We start from the raw sequence: 19,992 nt of genomic DNA on the forward strand, positions 1-19,992 counted from the left end.
AATTAGAATATTAGTAAGAATTACTTAGGAGGTGTTTATGAGTTACTTTAGCGAAGGAAATAGATGTTATAATAATAAGGATTATAAGAAAGCGATAGATTATTATATAGAATCTATAGAATCTAATGAAAATGAAGGATGTTCTTATTATAATGCAGGAGTTTGTCATATTAAGCTTAAAGAATATAGCAAAGCTATAGAAATGTTAAAAAAGGCATTATCAATACAAAAAGAAAGTAAATATTATTTTAATTTGGCATATTGCTATGCAATGCTCGAAGAAAAAACAAAGGCATTATTATACTTTAATAGAGCTTGGGCTCTAGACAGCACAGATAAGGATTGTGAAAAGGCTATAAATCTTTTAATAAGTAAAAATAAAAAAGCGCTATAATTAGCGCTTTTACCATTCTCCCGCAATGCTTTCTTTAATATGATCATTATAAAAGTCATAATTATCAAAATAATCACCGGCTAAATAAAAAGTTGTATCAAGTGGAATCCACTTTTCTTCATCATCTAAATAGACTTCATTCCATGCATGAGGACCATATTGTACTCCATCGAATCCGTCACCTGTGACTAGTCTTACCTTAAGTCCAGTAGCTTTAGCCATAGCCACATAAAGACAAGAATAATCAAAGCAAATACCTTTCCGCGTAGTCCAAGCTGAAATTGCTCCACTATCTTCTAACTCTTCATTGTTTAATGCCATTTTAGCTTTATCATAATCATATTCTAAATTACTACCAATCCATGAATATAATATTCGGGCTTTTTCTCTATCAGAATTGCAACCTTTTGTTAATTCTAAAGCTTTACTATCTATTTCTTCTGAAGACATAATACCGTCTTCTATTCTAACACCATTATAATAAATTATTATGTTATTAGCAGGTAAAATTTTTTCAACAAGTTCCTCACTAAAGTAAACTCTTTTATTTTCAACTAGTTTTGAAACTTTATTATATGTGTTTAAATTGTTAAAAATATTAATTTGGGAGTTATATCCAACAGTATTATTATAAGTTATAACGCTTAGAAATATAATTCCAAGTATAATAATTCCGTTAAAACACCCAATTATAGATGAAAAGAAAATCAATACTATATCTTTATTAATTTTTTTCTTAGATCCTAATAAAAAAAATATACCTTTACATATGAAATAAATTGAAAGCTGTATAATAAAAAACAAGCACATAAGCAATAATATTTTTAAGATATCAGTTACAATAATATTACTTGTAAAATAATTATTAATAAAATCTGTTATCATTAATAAAATTACATCTATTTTAAAATATAATGTTATAAATGCAACAAATATAGAAAAATAATAAAGCATTTTTTCTAGTACAAATTTTATTGTTCTTGTATTAAGTGATTTTTTTATACTATCACCTAATACAAGAAACAATATAATAGTACATATACCATAAGAGAGAATTTCACTCATTAAGATTGCTCCTTTTATTATATTAATTCATCATTAACTACAATCTTTATAACTTCGGAAATTAAGCTATATTCGTATCCCTTCCCCATTAAAAATCTATAAAGTTTTTGCTTAAGTTTATACTTATCATTTTCTCTTTTGCATAGTGTTTTATATTTTCTTAAAGCTAAATCTATTGCTACATCTTTAAGCTCGTTATTATCTATCATTGATAATTCTTTTTCTATAAGACTTTCATCTATGCCTTTTTGTTTTAATGTATATTTTATTTTCATTTGTCCTTGAGTTTTACTTTTATCTCTTACGTACATTTTTGCATAATTACTATCATTTAAAAAATTATATTCTTTTAAGAAATTAATTGTCTTATCAATTATATGATTTTCATAATCCTTTAATACTAGTTTATCTCTAATTTCTTTTTCACTCTTATGTGTTCGTTCAATAATTTTAAGCGCAGAATTTTTACACTTTATATAATTATCTTCATTTACTATTTTTTTTAAGGAATCTATATCTATTTCTTGTTTAACCTTTAAATTTTCCTTATATACAATTTCTGCACTTACTGAAAATGCGAATTCATCATTTATAAATATATTTACACGTTCTTTATTTCTTTTTCCAACTTCTATTTTTGTTATTATATTCATAACTACTTCCACCTACATTTAGGATTTTAATATATGCACTGTAGGGTTATTTAAAACTTTATGTGCTGTTTTATAAATTTCATCTTTAGTAATTTTATTTAAATTATCCATATCAGTTAAAAACTCAAATATATCTTCACCTTCAAGTGCCTGGTTTAAGATATAATTGCATAATTCAACTGAATCTTCTAGGGTTGATATTACAGCTGTTTTATGGACTTTTTTCATTATTTCTAAATCTTTTACACCAATTTCAATATGCCCACTTTTTATATTGCTTAATATTTCTTCTATTGCATCGGACGCTTTATCAATATCTTCTTCATCTACAGCAGTATAAATATATAGTGTTTTTACATTTTGAGTCATATCTAAATGTGAATATATATCATAAGCTAAGCCTTTATTTTCACGTACTTCCCTAAATAATAAAGAGTTAGAACTTTCACCTAATCTATGATTTAATATTCTTAGTGGAAGCTCGTATTTTTTTTCTAGGTCATAAAAGGTAAATAAATATATTATGGTACTTAACTCTATATTTTCTTTTTTTGATATTTCTTTAGTACATTTATTTTTTTCATCTTTTACCTTACATTGTATCCTTTTTCCAGGTTTCCATTCACCAAAAGCTTTGATAATTTTTTTAATTGCTTCTTCATGTGATAAAGAACTTACCATAGTTATTAGTGAGTTATTAGGTAAGTAGTATTTATTATAGTACTCTACTAATTCTTTTCTATTAAAGCTTTTAACATTTTTATCAAATCCAGCAACATCATATCTTAGGGCACTTTCTGTAAATGCAACTTCATTTGTTCGTCTAAAGCTGTAATCTTCAACACTATCTTTACTTGCTCTAAGTTCTGCTAGTATAACTCCCCTTTCTTTTTCAATTTCCTCTAATGGAAAATCTGAATGAATTATCATGTCTGAAAGTAAGTCTATAGCATTTACTAACTCCTCTTCTAAGCAACTTATTGAATATACAGTTTGTGAATAGTCTGTATAGGCATTGTATTCTCCACCTAATGATTCTAAATCATCATTTAAAGCTTCAAAGTTTCTATTTATTGTACCTTTAAAAAGCATATGTTCTATAAAATGTGAAATTCCTTTCTCATTTAAGCTTTCATTTAGTGCACCTACTTTTATTCCGACATTTATTGAAGATATTTGAGTATCCTTTTTTATTGTTAATACTTCTAGGCCATTAGGCAAAATATGTTTTTTTACATCAAAATTCAATTTAACCATCTATTTAGTAATTCCCCCCATTTGTTCATTTAAATTTCTATTTAAATACTGTTAAAATTCTATTTTTCCTTCTAGTATAATACTATAATTTACTGCTTAATTACAACATAATAATACTTCTATAGTTTATATTTAAAAACTTTTAGTCTATAATTATTATATAAAATACGTTATTAAAGGAGCATTTATGAATAAGACTATTTTAATTATTGAGGATGAATTAAAAATTAGATTTCTTTTAAGGGATTATTTAAAAGCTGAAGGGTTTTCAGTTTTAGAGGCATGTGATGGGGATGAAGGATTATTCACTTTTAAAAATAATAAGGTAGATTTAATTCTTTTAGACATCATGATGCCAAAGGTTGATGGAATAACAGTATTAGAAACTATTAGAGAAGTATCAGATCTTCCAGTTATTTTATTAACTGCAAAAGGCCAAGAAGAGGATAAACTTTTTGGTTATGAAGTTGGTGCTGATGATTATATAACTAAACCATTTTCACCTAAAATATTAATTGCTAAAATAAAAGCATTATTAAAAAGGACTAATGATTATAATGATAATAATGTAGAACAAAATTATAATGGATTGATTATAAACAAGCTTGCTCATGAAGTTAAAGTTAATGATGAACATTTAACTTTATCACCAAAGGAATTCGAGTTACTAGTTTATTTATCAGAACATAGTGGAGTTGCATTAACTAGAGATATAATACTAGATAATGTTTGGGGGTTAGATTATTATGGAGATTTAAGAACTGTTGACACAAATATTAAAAGGCTTAGAGAAAAGTTAGGAGTTAAATCCAATTATATAGTTACAGTTAGAGGAAGTGGTTATAAGTTTGAGGTACAAAATGAAAAATAGTATATCAAAAAGAATCTCTGTAATAACATTTGGGTTAATTTCAGTTGTATTTTTACTTACATTTTTATTTCAAACACTATTTTTTCAAGATTTCTATTTAACTAAAAAAACTAAAGCACTACTTATAAATGTTAAGCGCCTTCAAACTATGTATTCTTATCAAATTCATAATAAAGGCGTATTAGTTGATGCTTTAAAATCTTATGAGGAAACTAACAACTCTCGTATTGCTATTTTTTCATTAGACGGAAATCTAAGATATTTAACTGATTACGATGGTAATTTTGAAGATTTGCAATTTCTCACAAATTTTTGTTCAGAGTTATTATCAGATAAAGAATTGCTCAATGAGGTTATATCTACAGGTAAAATAAAAAGTACACTTTTTACTAATAAAGATAGCGATATAAAAAAAATAGGAATTATTGCACCAATGTCACTTCAAAGTGAACATGATTCTATAATTATTTCAGTATCATCTATACAACCTATAAAGGAGGCATATACCGTTATTCAAAGTTTTTATCTTTATCTTTTAATAGGTTTTATAATAGTTGCTATATTTTTATCTAAGATTTATTCAAAACTTATTAGTAATCCTCTTATTAAGCTTAACAATATAGCTAAAAAGATGTCATTATTAGATTTTAATGTTAAATGTGATGTTTCATCTGATGATGAGATCGGTAATCTTGCAAGTACACTTAACTTCTTATCATCTAATCTTGAAAAATCACTTCAAGATTTACGAGAGAAAAATGAGCAATTGGAAAATGACATAGAAAAAGAAAGAAATCTTGAAAAAATGAGAAAAGATTTTGTAGCAACTGTTAGCCATGATTTAAAAACGCCTATTGGTATTATTAGTGGATATGCAGAAGGACTAAAGGATGGCATTGTTTCAGGTGAAAATGCTAAAATATATCTTGAGACCATTATTGATGAAGCTGCAAAGATGAACTCTTTATTAACTAACATGTTACATTTATCAAAGCTTGAATCGGGAGACATAATATTAAATTTAGAAGAGTTTAATATTATAAGAATGCTACAAGGGATTGTTAAAAAATTCTCCTTAGAACTTAAGAATAAAGAGCTTAACGTTATTTTTAGTAATTTGCCTGATTATGCTTATGTTAGAGCCGATATACTTCAAATGGAGCAAGTTATTAAAAACTTAATTTCAAATTGTATTAAATATACTCCATCTAATAATGATATATTTATTAAAGTTAATGAAGAAGAGGAAGACTTTATTATTTCAATAGAAAATAAAGGGGTAACTATTCCAGAATCTGAAATTGAGAATTTATTTACTACATTTTATAAACTTGATAAATCAGGTGATAGAAGTCAAAATAGCTTTGGACTTGGTCTAGCTAGTGTTAAAATAATATTAGAACTACACAATAGTACTTTTTCAATAAAAAATAGCGATAATGGAGTAATTTTTACATTTAGCTTAAAAAAGGTAATAGAATAAAATAAAAATAGCCTATCTTTTCAATATTCCATGTTTACTACATAGGGATGCTCTAAAGATAGGCTATTTTTATTATATATATTGTCTATTTATTTTTTTAAATATAATTTCCTTGGAAACTTGTAAAGTATCTTTGTTAATTTCAATTTTAAAAATATCAGGACACTCTTCTTCTCGCCATTTTTTCATATATTTAGGGGTTGCTTGAAAAGTATAAAAATATTTTTCATCATATATATCGGAAAATTCCAAATAAGATAGTTTACTATGTCTATCTAACTTTAAATTTTCTTTATCTAAATTATTTAATATAGGAATAAAATATCTTAAAGGTATTTCATATTTAAAGTTTCCTGAAATCTCTTTTGCTTCCATTAAAGCTCTTTTTAAAAATTTATATTCTTTATCAGTTAATTCCTTAAATCCAATTTTAAATATTGGTTCACCAAGTCTATTTTTATCTATTTTAATTCTTATCATGAGTTCACCATCTTACTATATCTTTTTAAGTAATTAAAATGCATACAATTTTTAACTTTAATTTATTAAATTACATATGCACACTTTAGATGAAATTTAGAACTTAATTCAAGCTAAACTTCATAAAATAAAAATTCTAAGTTACACTTATGAATATTATATCATAACTTTTTACAATTTAAATTGTCTCTATATAATAAAAGAAAATTTTTATTATATAGAATATACTTTTTGATTAAATAAAAGCACCATCAATTTTAATAATTTGTCCTGTTAAGTACTTAGAATCATCGCTACATAGAAAAGCTACAGCTTTAGCTATTTCTGAAACATCCCCAAATCTATTCATTGGAATTTCATCTATTAAATTTTGCTTTTCTTCTTCTGATAAAAAGCTATTCATTTCAGTATTAATTACCCCTGGAGCTATAGAATTAACTCTTATATTAAAAGGAGCAACTTCTTTTGCTAAGGATTTTGTGAATAAATTAAGCCCACCCTTTGTTGTACTATATACAACTTCACAAGAAGCTCCTACTTCCCCCCATATAGAAGAGATATTTATTATATTTCCATAATTTTTACTTATCATGTATGGAAGTGCATATTTAGATAAATACATAGCACTTAAAAGATTAGTGTTTATTAAACCTTCAATATCCTCTTCTGTAAAATCCATAAATAGTCCTACTTGTGATTTTGCTGCATTATTAATTAATATATCTATTTTTCCAAATATAGATATAACTTCTTCTATAAGCTCTTTACAATTAACAGAATTTGAAATATCTTTTTTTATTATTTTAGCATATCCACCATTAAGTTGAATTTCTTCTAATGTTTTTTCAGCACCTAAATTATCTTGTGAAAAATTTATAATAACACTTGCACCTTTATGAGCAAGTTCTTTAGCTATTGCACTTCCTATTCCTCTAGATGAACCAGTAATTAAAACAACTTTACCAATTAAATCACTCATTTATTTATCCTCACTTATTTATATTGTATATTAATTTATATTATCATTAATTTTAAAAATATATAAGCTATAATATAACAAGTGAATATAAAAATATAGAGAATTTTATATATTTTATTTTTATTGCTTTAATTCTTCCTTTTTTTTATTCTTTCTTCTTTTGCGTATTGCAAATAAGATGATATAGGTGTTGGGCCACCTATTATTTTTCTAACAACCCAAAGAGATCCTGTTTCTTGAGCATTAATTTCCCATTTTACTAATTTTATCTTTCCCTTTTCTATTTCAATTGCTGTCATAGCATAAGGAAGTACACAACAACCATCATTAAAATATGGAGGCTCATAAACAGTAGGAAACCTACTGTTATGAGTATGACCACAAAGTATCATTTTTCCATTATCTATAGCCCAAGATTGTAGTTTTATGTCTTCCCTGCTTCTTTTTGTTTTGCTTTTAGCAGAGGTAGTTGGATCACGAAAACCTGCTATACCATTTAAAAATTTCCAAAAATATCTTACTAGGAATCTATTAATAACCCAAAGCTCATTATTAGGTATATCAACTTGATTTCCATGGGTTACTAGAAATTTTTCTTCTAAAGGTGTGTACATAAAATTTATACCTTCATAAAATTCAATATCACTTATAAATTCAATAAAAGCTTGGCCATAATCAGCTCCTATTTTTCTTAATGCTTTTTCTTGATTTCTTTTAAAGTTCTTATTTTTCTTTATAAAATCATGATTACCATAAATACAATATATGTTCTCTTTTTTCTTAAATTTATTAAGAATTTTAAAAATATCCTCATAACAATATGCTATTTCATTATAATTTTTATTTTTCCAAAGTTCATCACCATCACCAACCTCTATATAAGTATAATCATTTTTTAAATAATATCTTAAAGCGGTAATATAAATATTTCTATTTGGTAAAAGTGAATCAGAGTATGTTCCATCACCTCTATGAACATCAGAAATAAAAACCAGCTTTGAATCATCGTTAAAATTTACAGTAAAGCCTTCATTATATAAAGTATCTAATTGCTTTTCAGACATTTTTTCACCACTTAATAGTATTTTTAATATTTTATGATTTTAAATTTAAATTTGATATTTTTTTATAAAAGTTAGATACTTAGCACAAACTATTAGAAACATAAGAAAAAGGGGTAATAATAATGATTAAAAAATCTATTTTTAATATTCATCCTCATTATATTTCTTTAAAAAATAATTTATGTAAAATTTTTATTATAACCATGTTAAGTATTAATAATATCATCTTTATTTCTTTTGCAGAGGAATTACCTAAAAATGAAGTAGAAACTATGAAAAGTGATATATTATATCTTAATAGTTTAGATGAGAATGAAGAATTAAAATCTAAATTTCAACCAATTATAGAGAATATATTTTTAAATAGAAATACTGCAATACTTGCAAAAGATAGTGAAGGACTTAAGGAATTCTATGACTTAAATAAAAAGGTAGGTTTATGGGCATATGAAAATGAAGCAAAAAAAATACAATATTTTTCTAATTGGTGTGATAAACAAGGCGCTAATTTTACTAAAATCAATTCAATTATTAAAGTTAGCAAAGTAAATGAAAAAGAAAAGGATGTATATACTGTAATTTGTTATGCATGTACTAAGTTTACTTATGCTTATGAAGATGAACCAACAGTTGAAAATACTTTTAAACTTGGAACATGTCATTATATAAATTTGAAAAAAGATAGTGATAAATATGTAATAAGTAAAGAATGGTATACAGATCCATTAGCTGATTCTTTAGAATTAGAAAATATAAAATGTGATGAAATTAAAGAGACTATTTTAGCACATAAATGCCCAGAGTATAATATTGATGAAAGAACACAAAAAGCAATTGATTATGCTCATACCTATTGTGGTATAAGTGAGGAAGAAGGTCATTTATTTAAATATAATAAGGATTATAAAAACTTTAATCCAGATGGTGGTGATTGTGCTAATTTTGCATCTCAAATTCTTTATGAAGGTGGCGGATTTAAAAAGAATGATATTTGGAATTATCGTGGAAAAAGTGCTACAAAAGCATGGGTCAACGCTCAAGGATTTAAGAATTATTTGGTAAACAGTGGTAGAGCTTCGTATATTTCAAAAGGATCTTACTGTAATACATATAAAGACTCTTTTCAATTACGTCCTGGTGATATAGTAGCTTATGAAAAAAAAGGTAGAATAACTCATGTGTCAACTGTTACAGGCTTAGATTCAAAGGGATATCCTTTAGTAACTTGTCATAATACAGATAGAATGTTAGTACCATATGATTTAGGATGGAGTAATAGCAATATAAAATTTCATTTTATAGATGTTCATTATTAATAAGTACAATTTAAAATATTTTTAATTAAGAAGTATAGTTAAAATATAACAAAAAAATGCAGAGTAATTTAAATAAAAATTAAATTACTCTGCTTTACATATACAAATTTAAATTTCTGTTAGAAAATATGGAATGTTAAAATCACCATGCCAAATACTATTGATACAATTGACATAAGTTTAATTAATATATTTATAGCTGGACCAGATGTGTCTTTAAACGGATCCCCTACAGTATCTCCAACAACAGCTCCTTTATGACATTCGGATCCTTTTCCACCAAAATTGCCTGCCTCAATATGCTTTTTAGCATTATCCCATGCTCCACCTGAATTTGACATCATAACTGCTAGAACAAATCCAGAAATAGTTGCTCCAGCAAGCAATCCTGCAACACCATTAGGTCCTAATATTAATCCAACAGCTAATGGGGTAATAATTGCTATTGCAGCAATTACTAAAAGCTCCTTTTGAGAAGATTTAGTACAAATATCAACACAAGATTCATAATCAGGCTCAGCTTTTCCATCCATTAATCCTTTTATTTCTTTAAATTGTCTTCTAACTTCAATAACTATCTTACTAGCAGCTCTACCAACAGCACTCATGGTACAAGAAGAAAATGCAAAAGTCACCATAGCACCTATAAAAGCACCTATCAAAACTTGTGGATTTAAAATTGATAAATCAAAAGTAAATGATAAATTATTTTCTATAGCCATTTGTTCTATTGAATTCTTATATGCAGCTATAAAAGCTAAGGCAGTTAATGCTGCAGAACCTATAGCAAACCCTTTACCTGTTGCTGCTGTTGTATTACCTAAAGAATCTAAAGCATCAGTTTTATCTCTTACCTCTGAAGGTAATCCAGCCATTTCAGCAATACCACCAGCATTATCTGCTACTGGACCATAAGCATCAGTTGCTAAAGTTATTCCTAGAGTTGATAGCATACCGACAGAAGATATTGCTATACCAAAAAGCCCCATATTAAAGTTAGTTAAACCACCTGATGAAACATAGCTAATTAAAATTGAACATCCTATAATAATTACTGGAGCAGCTGTAGATTTCATTCCAACAGATAATCCTGTAATTATTACAGTTGCAGGGCCTGTTTCAGAGGATTCTGCTATACTTTTTGTTGGTTTATAATTATCACTAGTATAATATTCAGTAAAGAATCCTATTAATAAACCAGCAATTAAACCACATAATATTGAAAAATATACTCCTAGATGACCTTTTCCTAAAATATTATTTACAACAAAGAAAGATGCTATAGCTATAACGATTGCAGAAAAATATGTTCCTCTTCTTAATGCACCTAATAATGCTTTTTGAGATACATCTTCTTTTGATCTAACAAAAAAGCTTCCAACTATAGATGCCATTACACCAATAGAGGCAATTACTAAAGGAATAGCAGCACCTTTAACAGAAAGACCAGCTGATACTGCTAAAGCACAAGATGATAAAATTGAACCTACATAAGACTCATAAAGATCAGCTCCCATTCCAGCAACGTCACCAACATTATCACCAACATTGTCAGCTATAACAGCTGGATTTCTTGGGTCATCTTCTGGAATACCAATTTCAACTTTACCTACTAAATCAGCACCTACATCTGCAGCTTTTGTAAATATCCCTCCACCAACTCTTGCAAAAAGAGCCATTGATGAAGCGCCCATACTAAAAGTTAACATTGTTGTAGTAATAATAGAGATTCTTTGGTCAATAGGTAGATAACTATAATAGCAATTTAAAATAAGATACCAAATACTTAAATCAGCTAATGCTAAACCTACAACAACAAGTCCCATAACTAATCCACTGGAAAAAGCTACTCGTAAACCACTATTTAAACTCTTTGTACAAGCATTTGCTGTCCTGCTGTTAGAATTAGTTGCAATTTTCATACCTAAATATCCACTTAAACCTGAAAAAATTCCTCCAGTTAAGAATGCAAAAGGCATAAAAATACTAACAAATTTAAATTGAGCTAATATAAATAGTACAATAAACATAAATATAAAGAAAATTCCAACACCTTTATATTGGCGTTTTAAAAATGCATTGGCTCCTTTTCTTATGCTTGATGCGATATACTTCATCCTATCCGTACCTTCGTCAACTTTAAAAATTGTGTAAGCAAAATATGCAGCAAAAATTAAGGCTAAACTTGCTCCCACTGGAGCAAAAACTATTAAATTCATGCTTACTATCTGTCCTCCTTAAATTAAAATTTATCTCTACAATACATTGTATTTCTTATTTTTACTTATTATCATTTTAATAAAACAAGAAGTTTTTTGTTATTTCGACTATTAATATATTAAAAGTAGCAATTAATATTAAAATTTTTATATTTTGTATGCTAATAAAAAGAGTACTTGTTATAAAATAAATTTTATAATAAGTACTCTTTTTATTTAGTTAATATTAAAATCCTCTTTTTTTAGCCTCTATTCCGCTTTCATTTAAAGCGGGCTCTTCTAAAGTTGTATTATATTTATTTTTAGGATTGTGATTTTGGGTTTTAGAACCATTTTTTAAATAATTTTCTTTAGTATATTCTCTTTTATTGCTATTATTCATACTAAATCTCCTATTTTTATAATTTTAAATTTTACCTTAAAACTTAGGGTCTATTTCATCTCTTTGTATGCGCTTTAAATCTTTTAATCTTAAATGAGTAGTATCCATAATCTCTTCCCAAGGCTTTCCATCAATTATCATTCTTTTAGCTACATCTCTACTTAAAAGTGCATCTAATTTTTTCATATTTAAATCCCTCCTTATGTTTTGATGTTATTATTTTATGGTTTTTTATGATTCTTATTCTAAGCATTAATTAACATAAGTTAGCGATGAAAAGGTAAATATGTTTTTTTTGCTAAATAAAACACACTTAATTTAAATTAAGTGTGTTTTTCAGACTAAAACTTAAATTCTTTAATACATTTTTCTATTGCTTCAAAAGTATTAGAAAAATGTATATTGTTTTCTTTTAATTTTTTATTACTAATTCTAAGATCTCTCTTACTATTTTTAAATCTTTCTGTATCTTCTATTATTATATCTTCTAACCTATGGTATAAACCTAAATCCTGCAATACTTTTTTACCAATTTCATAAGTGTTCATATGATTCTCAGAACCAAAATTGTAATCTCCAAAAGGAGAATTTAATAGCTTTTCAATATTTTTTATAACTTCATAAACATAGCTTATACCTCTAAATTCATTAGTTGCTAAAGCAATTTTTTCAGATTTTAATGCTGCATTTAATATATTGGTGATTATATTAGTATTAACTCTTTTATTTCTCTCAGGAAATGAAAACATCCAAGTTAACCTTAAATTATAGTAATTATTTAGTATATTTTTTATTTCATTTTCTGCATTTAATTTAGTAAATCCATATACATTATTAGGAACTTTAATTATATCTTCACTATAGGGACCAGATTCTTTATTTCCAGCATAAACTTGATCACTACTAGCAAAAATTAAAGTACTATTATTAAGTGCACAACCTTTTGCAATATTTATACTTCCATTTAAATTTATTTCGTTTGCTAATTCAGGATTATTTTGACATTTACCTGTATCAGATATTGCTGCACTGTGAAATACTAAATCAAATTTATTATCTTTAAAAAGCTTATATACTTTATATTCATCTGTAATATCTAATTCTTTTCTATTAACTTTTACTATTTCATATTTATTATTATAGTATTCAATAAATCTAGATGCTAAAAAACCATCGCATCCAGTAACTAATATTTTTTTCATAATATTCTCCTAATCGCTTTTAATCATAGTATATTTTTATTATTTAATTTTATATTAAAAGCAATTATTTTTCTACATATTAATTAATAATGAACAAATAAAGCTAAAAATATATTTTTAGCTTTATTATAAAATATTAACCATTGCCTTTGCACTTATTATCTAATATTTCATTAGTATCCTTTAATATATTAGAATTATCTATTTTGGGTGAGTTAATTGAATTATCAGGAGATGGATTTACTTCCACTGAATTTTCTATATATAACACTATTCTTTGAACTGAATTAGCTGATGTTTCATATTCTAAAAGAGTATGACGAACATCCTGTGATGTATAATTTTCAGCGTTTGCATAAATGTTTTTTATTGCATCTAAAATTTTAATATTAGAGCTTTGAAATTTATTAATATCATATCCTTCTATTTTACTCCATAATGCAATTTGGGTTGCAAAATAAGCATCATTTTCAGTATCAACACCAAGCTCCTTAATAGATTTATTAGGATATCCAGCAGCTAATATACCAATAATATCATTGCGTACATTTCCAATGCTTATAAAGTTTTCTCCACTTGGATAATTCTTCTCTATTTCTAAACAATAAGGTATTCCTATTTCACAATTGATTCTTTTAGCTTGTAAATAATAATCATCATAATAAATATTTCCTATAATAGTATTGCCAGTGTTTATAACAATTGATTCTGGTATTGAATTTGTAAATTTTTCACTTTCTTTAATAATATCATTATTAATAATTATTTTAGCATTTGTACTATTAATATCAAAAGCTATAATTATTAACACTAATATTAAAAATAGTGTAGTAAAGGTATTAATTAGTTTCTTCTTCATTTTTTATAGCTCCTAACAAATTATTCTGTTAGTAGTATTATCTTCTATATGAAATATATACTTATATTTTTATAAAATAGCATAATTTTTATTTTTGAATATATTTATTATAACCTACAGTTTTTTTATTTTTTAAGTAAAATATGCTATAATTTGTATGTAAAATTAAGATTCAACTTTAATTTTGAAAGGAAGTGATTATTAAATGAAAAATAACGCTTACGAAGTGATGAAAGAAATGTGGAATATCGATGAACAAATTCAAAATTTAAGTGATAAATTAAAAAAGACATCTCAATATAGAGAAAGAGAAATTATTGAAAAACAAATAGACAATCTCTATAGTGACTTTTTAAGGTATAAGCATTTATTAGAAAGTATAAAAGTAACTGGAGTTTGATAAAATTTATAGCCATACTATTTTATAGTATGGTTTTTAAATTTAAAGTTTTAATTATCAATAAATTGAGAATTTGCATTTAAATAATAATAGTATATACTAATAACTGAAATTATAAAATTTAGACATAGCTTAGAAGGAGATTATTATGAACTATTTATCTGATTTACATACTCATACAATAGTAAGTGGACATGCTTATACTACATTAATGGAAAACATAGATTATTGCTCTAAAAATGGTATTAAAATTCTTGGTACATCTGAGCATGCACCAACAATGCCCGGAGCACCTCATTATTGGTATTTTGCTAATTTAAAAGTATTACCTAGAGTAATAAAGGATGTCATTATTTTAAGGGGATGTGAAGCTAATATTACAGACATAGATGGTAATATAGATTTACCTTTTGATGGAATGAAAAACTTAGACTATATGATTGCATCATTTCATGAACCAATTTTTACACCTAAAACATTAAAGGAAAATACACAAGCTATACTAAATGTAATGGATAAGTATGAAAAGGTTGAAATATTAGGACACTTGGGAAATCCTAACTATGAACTTGATTATGATGCTATTATAAAAAAGGCTCATGATAAAAATATTATGATTGAAATTAATAATAGTTCACTTGCAGGTGCATCAAGAGTTGGTAGTGATGTGAATTGTGAAAAAGTTGCTATACTTTGTAAAAAATATAAAACTAAAGTAATTCTTACATCTGATGCCCATTTTAGCAATCGTATAGGAGAATTTAGTAAAGGAATTGAACTATTTAAAAAGATAGAAATGCCAGAAGAACTTATAATGAATGAGCCAGATAAACTAATCGCTCATTTAAAATCTAAAGGAAGACTTGAAGATTTATAATTTATTATTAATATAAAAGGTAACTAGAAAGTTTGAATAAAAGTTATTATCTAGTTACCTTTTTAATTTATTATATTAAGTATAATGCTAAAAGTTTGATAGTATTTATAAGAGCATTTACGTGTGTTCTTTCCATACCATGGCTTGCATGTACACCAGGACCTATAAGCGCTCCCCTTATATCATTTCCAGATCTAAGTGCAGCACTTACATCAGAACCGTACATAGGATAAATATCTACAGCATAGTTTAAATTATTTTCTTTAGCTAGGTTAATAAGCTTAGTAGTCATATTATAGTCATATGGGCCACTAGAATCTTTAGCACAAATTGATACATCATATTCACTACACGATAAATCATCTCCAATACATCCCATATCAACAGCAATCATTTCACTAATATCACTTGGAATATAAGATGAGCCATGCCCAACTTCTTCATAAGTTGAAATAACAATTTTTAAAGTATTCTTTGGCTTTAAATTTTCTCTATGCATCATTTCTAATAATGTAATTATTGCGGCTACACTACCTTTATCATCTATAAACCTTGATTTAATAAATCCACTTTCAGTTATAGTTGTTTTAGGATCTATAAATATAAAATCACCTGGAGCTATTCCAAGTTTTTCTACATCACTTTTAGACTTTACAATTTCATCAATTCTAACTTCCATGTTTTTTTCATCACGAGTTTTAGATTTACTATCTTCAAAAACATGTGCGGCAGGACTAGTACTTAGGAAGGTACCTGTATACTCTTTACCATTTCTTGTTCTTATAATACAATATTCACTATCGAGTGTTGGAAGTATTGGACCTCCTAGTATAGTGAATTTTAATGTACCAGAGGCTGTTATGGACCTAACCATGGCACCTAACGTATCAACATGAGCACAAAGGCCTGTTGTTAAATCACAATTCTCTCCTTCTACTGTTATTATTCCACAACCTTTATTAGTTCTTTCAAACTTATATCCTAATGGTAAAACCATAGCTTCAATTTTGTCCATTATTTCAAAGCAAAAGCCTGTAGGACTATGGAATTTTAATATTTCATTTGCTGTACTTAATAAAAATTCTCTGTTAATATTAAACTCTTTACTCAATTAAATAGCCTCCTCAAAATTACCCTCTTTAGTTTGTGTGGTAAAATTTTCTTGTAACATTTTTATAATACCACATTAAATATTAGCACTCAAATATATAAATAACAGTTATTCAAATAATTCTAATATTTCATCATTTGTAAGTTTAGAAATTAATTTAGTGTTGGTAACATCATCATTTAAAACATCATTTATAATTTCCCTTTTTTCTTCTTGAAGTTGTATAATTTTTTCCTCTATTGTATCTTTAGAAATAAGCTTAATTACCTCTACAATATTCTTTTGACCAATTCTATGGGCTCTATCTGTAGCTTGGTCTTCAATGGCAGGATTCCACCAAGGATCCATATGAATTACAATTTTAGCTGATGTTAAATTTAATCCAGTACCTCCTGCTTTTAAAGAAATTAAAAATACTAAACTTTCATCACTATTATTAAAATTTTCTACAAGATTAATTCTCTCTTTTGCATTAGTAGCTCCATCTAAATACATGGTATTAATATTATCAAGTTCTAACTTATTTCTTAATCTTTTTAAAACAGAAGTAAATTGAGAAAATACTAATATTTTATTATTATTTTTAATTGCGTCATTTATTATTTCACAAGCTATAGGTAGTTTACCATTATCCCCTAAATAATTATTATCAATTAAATAAGGATCTTGACACAATTGTCTAAGTCTTGTTAAATAAGATAAAATAGTAAACTTATCAGTATTTTTATTTTTAATATTATTTTTTATTTCCTTCATATAATTTTTATAAGCTACTTTTTGAGCTAATGTCATAGGGACAAAGTATTTCTTTTCAATTTTATCTGGTATTTCTAATAAAACATCTTTTTTTAATCTTCTTAAAATAAATGGTTTAATTAATTCCTTTAATTCATCAATATTTTCATCGTTATTTATATATTTTTCTTTGAATTTCTTTTCATTAAATAAATAGCCTGGCATTATAAAATCAAATATTGACCAAAGTTCAAGTAAGTTATTTTCAATAGGTGTTCCTGTCAGTGCAATTTTAGTTTTTGCATTTATACTTTTTATTGTCTTAGTATTTTGTGATTTTGGATTTTTAATATTTTGAGCTTCATCTATAATACAATAATCAAAAATATTACTTTTATAAAAATCAATATCATTTTTTATAGTTCCATATGTAGTTATAAGTACATCATATAAATCTTTATTTGCAAGCACCTTTTGTCTAGCTGATTTACTTCCGTGAACTATACCAATTTTCATATTTGGTGCAAACCTAATAAACTCTTCCTTCCAATTATAAATAAGAGAAGTTGGTGTTATTATCAGTGATTTTTTATTAGTTTCAGATAATAAGAATGATATAACTTGAATGGTTTTACCAAGACCCATCTCATCCGCTAATATCCCACCAAATTCCATATAACTTAAAGATTTTAGAAAATTGAATCCAACTAATTGATAATTTCTTAATGTACCATTTAAACCTTCAGGTTGATTTAATTGATCATTTATTCTATTAGAAATTTTATTAGTAACTTTTTTTAATATCTCACTTCCTCTAATGAAGGTCAAATTGCTATTAGTTATATTATTTTCTAAGAATAAAGCTTTATTTTTGTCTACTTCTAACAAACCATTTAATAGTTCAGAATCAGCATTTAAATTATCTATCATATTAAAGAAATTTTTAATACCTAAGTCTCTTAAATTTAAAAGTTTTCCTTTTTTAGTCTTATAATAGTTCTTACCTTCATTCATAGCATTTAATATATTTTTATACTCATAAAATTCTAAGCCTTCTATAGCATATTTGAAATAAAATTTATCATCCTCTTCTTCAAGTGATGATGATATACATTCTTCTCCAATAAGCGACACTTCATTAAAATTATTTGAAAATACTACTTTAGCAAATTTACTCAATGAAGGAATTCCTACTGATAATAATTCAAAAAGTTCATCATCGTTACCTATGAATATGAATTTATCATTTTTCTTAATAAAGCGTAATCTTTCTAATCTTCTTTCAATATAATCTTCTAGTTCAAAATTTCTTAAAAAGATTTCATTATTTTTATCTAAAATATTTATAGTATCACCTAAGTAATCTATGGAGGCCTTACAAGTTATTTGTGAGTTTTCAAAGCCAAAGTAAAGCTTTATATTAAAAAGCTCAATACAAAACCTCTTAACACCTTCCCCTAAAGATATATCATTACTTATATTTTTTAATACTTTAAGCAAGTTTAATATTTCTCTAGAATCTTTTTTATATAGTATCTTCCCATTTTTCTTTAGTTCTTCCCATAATTTTTTATAGTGTTTTGATTGAGTATCACTTGGCAAATATATATTTCTTTCGTTTAGGAATATATCGAAGTTTTTACTTAATGGGACCGGTAATTTCTTTTTTGTAGTTAATACAACTGTATCTTTTTCTAATTTTAAAGTAAATGTAAGATTAAGATCTTCATTAAATACATAAGATTCATAATTAATATAATCATAATTTAACTTAATCTTTTTATCTCTATTAATTAGCATTAATATGGATCGTAATACATCATCTTTCACAACTAAGAATCTATCTTCATATATTTCAATAGAATTTCTTAAGTTAACTTTATTATAATTATTAACAGAATTATTAATAGCTAAATTTTGATAAATAAAGTATAAAAGCTCTTCATCATTACTATTAAAACTCATGGCATATGGATTAAATAGAAATTCACCATTGATTCTAAGGGATTTATTTTCATTTTTATGTTTAAAGAATTCCTTTAATTTACTAATTAAATATGTAGAAGTCTCTCCTATCCTCAATTGAATATAATATTTTCTTTCATTAGGGCTTATTTTATGTAAGTCTGTTGCTTCCTTTATGTCTATATCTAATTTTAATTTAATTTTTTCTTTTAATGGAACATTTTTTCTCTCTTTTACATTAATATTATTTTTATTTATTTTCTTTTTTACAGCTGAATAAAAAGTAAAAGTACTAGCAACTATATGTTTGCATATATAGTCACTTTTATACTTAGAAAAATCCTCATACTGTTTGCAGGTGCATGTACATCCAATAACCTTTTCTTTATTTAAATCAATTTTAATATGACAACTATAATACTCTTTTTTACTATTTACCTTAGAATATATGTGGTATATTCCAGAAATATTTTTACTACTTAAATTTGATACTAACTTTTCTTTATAAATCTCTTTGCCTTCTTTAATAGTAACATTAGATCCTAAGGCTAATACTTTATCTAAAATATCTTTCAAATTCAATATTTACTCACCTCTTTTCATTGATTATAAATACTATTTAATCATTATTATAGCATATAAGCCTTCCTAATAATCGAGTAGGAGGAAAATAATTATTT

General features: G+C 25.8%; 19 protein-coding genes. 6 read left to right on the forward strand and 13 right to left on the reverse strand.

The annotated features are described in order from the left end of the window. Positions 1–37 precede the first annotated feature (37 nt). A complete protein-coding gene (locus HMPREF0216_RS10540) occupies positions 38–394 on the forward strand; it encodes a tetratricopeptide repeat protein (RefSeq protein ID WP_005214058.1) in 357 nt (118 codons plus the stop codon). Positions 395–403: 9 nt separating this feature from the next. On the opposite strand, the gene HMPREF0216_RS10545 is transcribed toward HMPREF0216_RS10540, so the two are convergent. The 3 genes from HMPREF0216_RS10545 to HMPREF0216_RS10555 are packed head-to-tail and all read right to left on the reverse strand — an operon-like array spanning position 404 to position 3,369. Continuing rightward, positions 404–1,459, reverse strand: coding sequence for a transglutaminase-like domain-containing protein (locus tag HMPREF0216_RS10545; RefSeq protein WP_005214059.1), 1,056 nt, complete (start codon positions 1,457–1,459; stop codon positions 404–406). Positions 1,460–1,476: 17 nt separating this feature from the next. Continuing rightward, positions 1,477–2,112: a recombination regulator RecX gene (gene recX / locus HMPREF0216_RS10550; RefSeq protein WP_040419680.1), complete on the reverse strand. Its 636-nt coding sequence runs from the start codon at positions 2,110–2,112 to the stop codon at positions 1,477–1,479. An 18-nt stretch (positions 2,113–2,130) separates the two neighbouring features. Continuing rightward, entirely contained in the window at positions 2,131–3,369 is a 1,239-nt protein-coding gene (locus HMPREF0216_RS10555; protein WP_005214061.1) for a M16 family metallopeptidase, read from the reverse strand. Between the two features lie 187 nt (positions 3,370–3,556). Here HMPREF0216_RS10555 and HMPREF0216_RS10560 point away from each other — a divergent pair, with 187 nt between their 5' ends. Beyond that, positions 3,557–4,240, forward strand: a complete 684-nt coding sequence (locus HMPREF0216_RS10560) for a response regulator transcription factor (RefSeq protein WP_005214062.1) — start codon at positions 3,557–3,559, stop codon at positions 4,238–4,240. Further along, positions 4,230–5,723 carry a sensor histidine kinase gene (locus HMPREF0216_RS10565; RefSeq protein ID WP_005214063.1) on the forward strand — a complete coding sequence of 498 codons (1,494 nt, stop codon included), beginning with the start codon at positions 4,230–4,232 and terminating at the stop codon, positions 5,721–5,723. Before HMPREF0216_RS10560 ends, HMPREF0216_RS10565 begins: the two co-directional genes overlap by 11 nt. A 72-nt stretch (positions 5,724–5,795) precedes the next feature. Here the strand turns inward: HMPREF0216_RS10565 and HMPREF0216_RS10570 are convergent, their stop codons facing one another. From HMPREF0216_RS10570 to HMPREF0216_RS10580, 3 genes are all read right to left on the reverse strand, one after another. Next, complete coding sequence (locus HMPREF0216_RS10570; RefSeq protein WP_005214064.1) at positions 5,796–6,203, reverse strand: hypothetical protein; 408 nt, start codon at positions 6,201–6,203, stop codon at positions 5,796–5,798. 235 nt (positions 6,204–6,438) lie between these two features. Next, on the reverse strand, positions 6,439–7,182 hold the full coding sequence (ymfI, locus tag HMPREF0216_RS10575) for an elongation factor P 5-aminopentanone reductase (RefSeq protein ID WP_005214065.1): 744 nt from the start codon (positions 7,180–7,182) through the stop codon (positions 6,439–6,441). A gap of 128 nt (positions 7,183–7,310) precedes the next feature. Further along, the gene (locus tag HMPREF0216_RS10580; protein ID WP_005214066.1) at positions 7,311–8,246 is read right to left on the reverse strand and encodes a metallophosphoesterase; all 936 of its coding nucleotides are present in this window, start codon (positions 8,244–8,246) and stop codon (positions 7,311–7,313) included. 203 nt (positions 8,247–8,449) lie between these two features. Here HMPREF0216_RS10580 and HMPREF0216_RS10585 point away from each other — a divergent pair, with 203 nt between their 5' ends. Next, the gene (locus tag HMPREF0216_RS10585) at positions 8,450–9,562 is read left to right on the forward strand and encodes an amidase domain-containing protein (protein ID WP_040419685.1); all 1,113 of its coding nucleotides are present in this window, start codon (positions 8,450–8,452) and stop codon (positions 9,560–9,562) included. A gap of 119 nt (positions 9,563–9,681) precedes the next feature. On the opposite strand, the gene HMPREF0216_RS10590 is transcribed toward HMPREF0216_RS10585, so the two are convergent. The 5 genes from HMPREF0216_RS10590 to HMPREF0216_RS10600 form a co-directional block, all read right to left on the reverse strand. Next, positions 9,682–11,781: a sodium-translocating pyrophosphatase gene (locus HMPREF0216_RS10590; RefSeq protein WP_005214068.1), complete on the reverse strand. Its 2,100-nt coding sequence runs from the start codon at positions 11,779–11,781 to the stop codon at positions 9,682–9,684. 226 nt (positions 11,782–12,007) lie between these two features. Continuing rightward, a complete protein-coding gene (locus tag HMPREF0216_RS17340) occupies positions 12,008–12,163 on the reverse strand; it encodes a hypothetical protein (protein ID WP_005214069.1) in 156 nt (51 codons plus the stop codon). A 36-nt stretch (positions 12,164–12,199) separates the two neighbouring features. Then, positions 12,200–12,349: a hypothetical protein gene (locus HMPREF0216_RS17345; RefSeq protein WP_005214070.1), complete on the reverse strand. Its 150-nt coding sequence runs from the start codon at positions 12,347–12,349 to the stop codon at positions 12,200–12,202. Positions 12,350–12,504: 155 nt separating this feature from the next. Continuing rightward, positions 12,505–13,365, reverse strand: a complete 861-nt coding sequence (locus HMPREF0216_RS10595) for an SDR family oxidoreductase (RefSeq protein WP_005214071.1) — start codon at positions 13,363–13,365, stop codon at positions 12,505–12,507. A 136-nt stretch (positions 13,366–13,501) separates the two neighbouring features. Continuing rightward, entirely contained in the window at positions 13,502–14,224 is a 723-nt protein-coding gene (locus HMPREF0216_RS10600; RefSeq protein ID WP_005214072.1) for a thioester domain-containing protein, read from the reverse strand. Between the two features lie 205 nt (positions 14,225–14,429). On the opposite strand from HMPREF0216_RS10600, the gene HMPREF0216_RS10605 reads away from it, so the two are divergent. Continuing rightward, positions 14,430–14,624: a hypothetical protein gene (locus tag HMPREF0216_RS10605; RefSeq protein WP_005214073.1), complete on the forward strand. Its 195-nt coding sequence runs from the start codon at positions 14,430–14,432 to the stop codon at positions 14,622–14,624. A gap of 148 nt (positions 14,625–14,772) precedes the next feature. Then, positions 14,773–15,501: a phosphatase gene (locus HMPREF0216_RS10610; RefSeq protein WP_005214074.1), complete on the forward strand. Its 729-nt coding sequence runs from the start codon at positions 14,773–14,775 to the stop codon at positions 15,499–15,501. Positions 15,502–15,571: 70 nt separating this feature from the next. On the opposite strand, the gene HMPREF0216_RS10615 is transcribed toward HMPREF0216_RS10610, so the two are convergent. Beyond that, a complete protein-coding gene (locus HMPREF0216_RS10615; RefSeq protein ID WP_005214075.1) occupies positions 15,572–16,612 on the reverse strand; it encodes a M42 family metallopeptidase in 1,041 nt (346 codons plus the stop codon). Positions 16,613–16,720: 108 nt separating this feature from the next. Continuing rightward, complete coding sequence (locus HMPREF0216_RS10620) at positions 16,721–19,894, reverse strand: DEAD/DEAH box helicase (RefSeq protein WP_040419681.1); 3,174 nt, start codon at positions 19,892–19,894, stop codon at positions 16,721–16,723. Positions 19,895–19,992 lie beyond the last annotated feature (98 nt).

Source organism: Clostridium celatum DSM 1785 (genome assembly GCF_000320405.1).
GTDB classification, from domain to species: Bacteria; Bacillota; Clostridia; order Clostridiales; family Clostridiaceae; genus Clostridium; species Clostridium celatum.